Origin of the sequence: Acinetobacter sp. V102_4 (assembly GCF_031799005.1) — a bacterium.
GTDB classification, from domain to species: domain Bacteria; phylum Pseudomonadota; class Gammaproteobacteria; order Pseudomonadales; family Moraxellaceae; genus Acinetobacter; species Acinetobacter calcoaceticus.
This window is the reverse complement of sequence record NZ_JAVQNR010000012.1, coordinates 1-2,283: the sequence shown is the minus strand read 5'-3', so window position 1 is coordinate 2,283 and position 2,283 is coordinate 1. Positions and strand designations below refer to the sequence as shown.

Genomic DNA, 2,283 nt, shown 5'->3' with positions numbered 1-2,283 from the left:
TACTATTCGGCCTGTCAAAGCCGACTGGCAATGTAGGCCAGCAAGCAAAGGATAATCTGCAATATTTAAGGTGTCAATGATCTATCGACTAAGTCGTAAAGTGATTGTTATTGTTTTTTATTAGATTAGACCTTAAAACTAATGACTCATTAAATCTACATACTTGCACTCTTATTCATCCTAATGAGTATTCTTAGCTTGATTTTCTGACATAGAACTAATTTATAGAAACTCTTTACATTTCACTAATTTTTTATTAAATCCTTTGCAGTTACTAGCCTGTAAACAAACTTAATGAAAGCCTGACCACCCATAAGTCAGGCTTTTTTTATCAACGTGTTAGTGATCTGACTCTTCAACACCAGACCAGACTACGCAATAAAATAACTAGCTTTGGCCTAACTATGCAGTTGTTCTTAATTTGTTTCGATTGAATTATCAAAATTTAACTTTAACTAAATCAAATTAACCAATAAAATTAACTCTCACATTAAACTTAACTTAATATTTCAACCTTAGTAATGAATAACGACCTTCTATTTGTTTTATCCAATGCTTCAGAAAGCTATATTTTTCTCACTTTTAGAGCAAAAGACCTGACTCATTCTGAACGTATCGATATCATTTTAGAAGTAGAAAGAACAATAGAACCAGGTTCAAAAAGAAGAATTCACTTGATTTGGGATCATGGCTTTGACTCAAGTGACTTAACAATATGGTCAGAGTTTCATACCGAACACAACTTAGCTTTGTCATCAATCGGAAGCTTCTTTAAAGCTTTCGAAATGATCAAGTATCCATTACCAACTTATCTAAAAAACCAAGTAAATACATCTGCCCATTTTTTAGTATTTCCAAGTGAGAGTTATGTTCAGCGCTTTATAAAAAGAATCTCAATCGATGTCTAATTTTCAACTCATAAAGTTGAGGCTCTGCCGTAGCTTCTCACTTTTTAAAGCATGTTTTTTTAGAAATCAACTCTTGCACCGAACATAGCCAGTTCAAGCCCCTTACCCATAAAGTTGTAGATTATGTTTGTCATTTTGAATAATGTTTAAAATCAAACACTCTCTGTCTGAGGCTTTTCAATAATTTGATCATAAATAGTTTTATTAGCTTTAACTTTAAGATGTCTTGCAAGTATCTCCTCAGGATAGTTCTCAGAGTTCAGTATAAATATCGTTGGGAAATATTTATACAAAGTTTTTTGCTTCATGGCAGTCAACCAGTCGGACTTTTGTTTTTCTAACTTCTTTATCCTTTTTTCAATCGAGACAGGTTTAATCGGAAATTCTTTAGACTTTGGTTTTTCTAAGTTTTGCTTTTCATCTCTGATTTTCTCATCTATTTCAGCCACTTTTTCTAAGGCATACTCACGATCAAATTGTTGAAATGCTGCTTTAACTTCTAGAATTACACTTTTAGCTGCTTGTGCCGCATTATCAAATTTCCCATGTTGCTCAACATACTGCCTTAAAATGCCATAAAAAACTTCATATTTTCGATCTAAAAATTTACGATTACGCTTTTTTACCCCCCTCAACCCACTTACACGACGAATAAAAGCTTCTGGTAACCCATATAGATCGTCGAAAGCATCATCATACTGGTTAAATACCATACTTAAAATTTCTTTTTTTTCTTTCAACTCTGATGCTTGCTCTACACTCTCTTTTAGTTTTTCGAATGTCTTTATGAGTTCGGCCAGTAAAATACTACTCGTACATGCAGCACCTTCTTTTGCCTGTATCCTATCTCTCAGTTTTCTTAGAATGGATTGCTTTTCAATCTCAGTATAAATTTCTTTATTAGCCCCTACACCAAAACAATAATATGCTTGGGCATAAAGATGCTGCTCCAATTCATTCAGTTCCTCTATGCTTGGAATCACTACAGCCACTTAGTCACCTCTTCCAAAGTTAGTACCCACATCACTAAAGTTAATATCTTTCAATGATATTTCAATACCTTAAGATAGGATTATCCACCTTTAACAAACAATGATCAATTTTAGTATCATCCACTCTTCAAGTCAGCTCAAGGAGATCAATAAACTCAAATTTATCTACTTGAGTCAGATGAAATCACTAATCACCTCAATTGTAAAGGTAAATTTTTTTCAAGCAATTAATACATATAAATCAATAAGTAATAAATGACGCTAGCTATATTATTTTAGATTTGGCTTCAGTCCGTGAATTTTGGATTTCCATCTACTAATCTTGTTCATGTTCTGACATCTTTCTGTTCAGTCAACAAGATGATCTGCTGTGGCAAATTGAT

2 protein-coding genes are annotated in these 2,283 nt (G+C 33.0%); one reads left to right on the top strand and one right to left on the bottom strand.

Translation table 11 applies throughout. The features are described 5' to 3' along the window. Window positions 1–521 precede the first annotated feature (521 nt). Window positions 522–908 (top strand): hypothetical protein, encoded by a 387-nt coding sequence (locus RMB13_RS00555; protein ID WP_311073708.1) that lies wholly within the window; start codon window positions 522–524, stop codon window positions 906–908. Between the two features lie 152 nt (window positions 909–1,060). Here RMB13_RS00555 and RMB13_RS00550 read toward each other — a convergent pair whose 3' ends face one another. Then, a complete protein-coding gene (locus RMB13_RS00550) occupies window positions 1,061–1,900 on the bottom strand; it encodes a hypothetical protein (RefSeq protein WP_311073711.1) in 840 nt (279 codons plus the stop codon). Between the last annotated feature and the right edge of the window lie 383 nt (window positions 1,901–2,283).

Coding starts and splice junctions, on each gene's coding strand:
- RMB13_RS00555 (WP_311073708.1), top strand. CDS start 522: ATGAATAACGACCTTCTATTTGTTTTATCCAATGCTTCAGAAAGCTAT.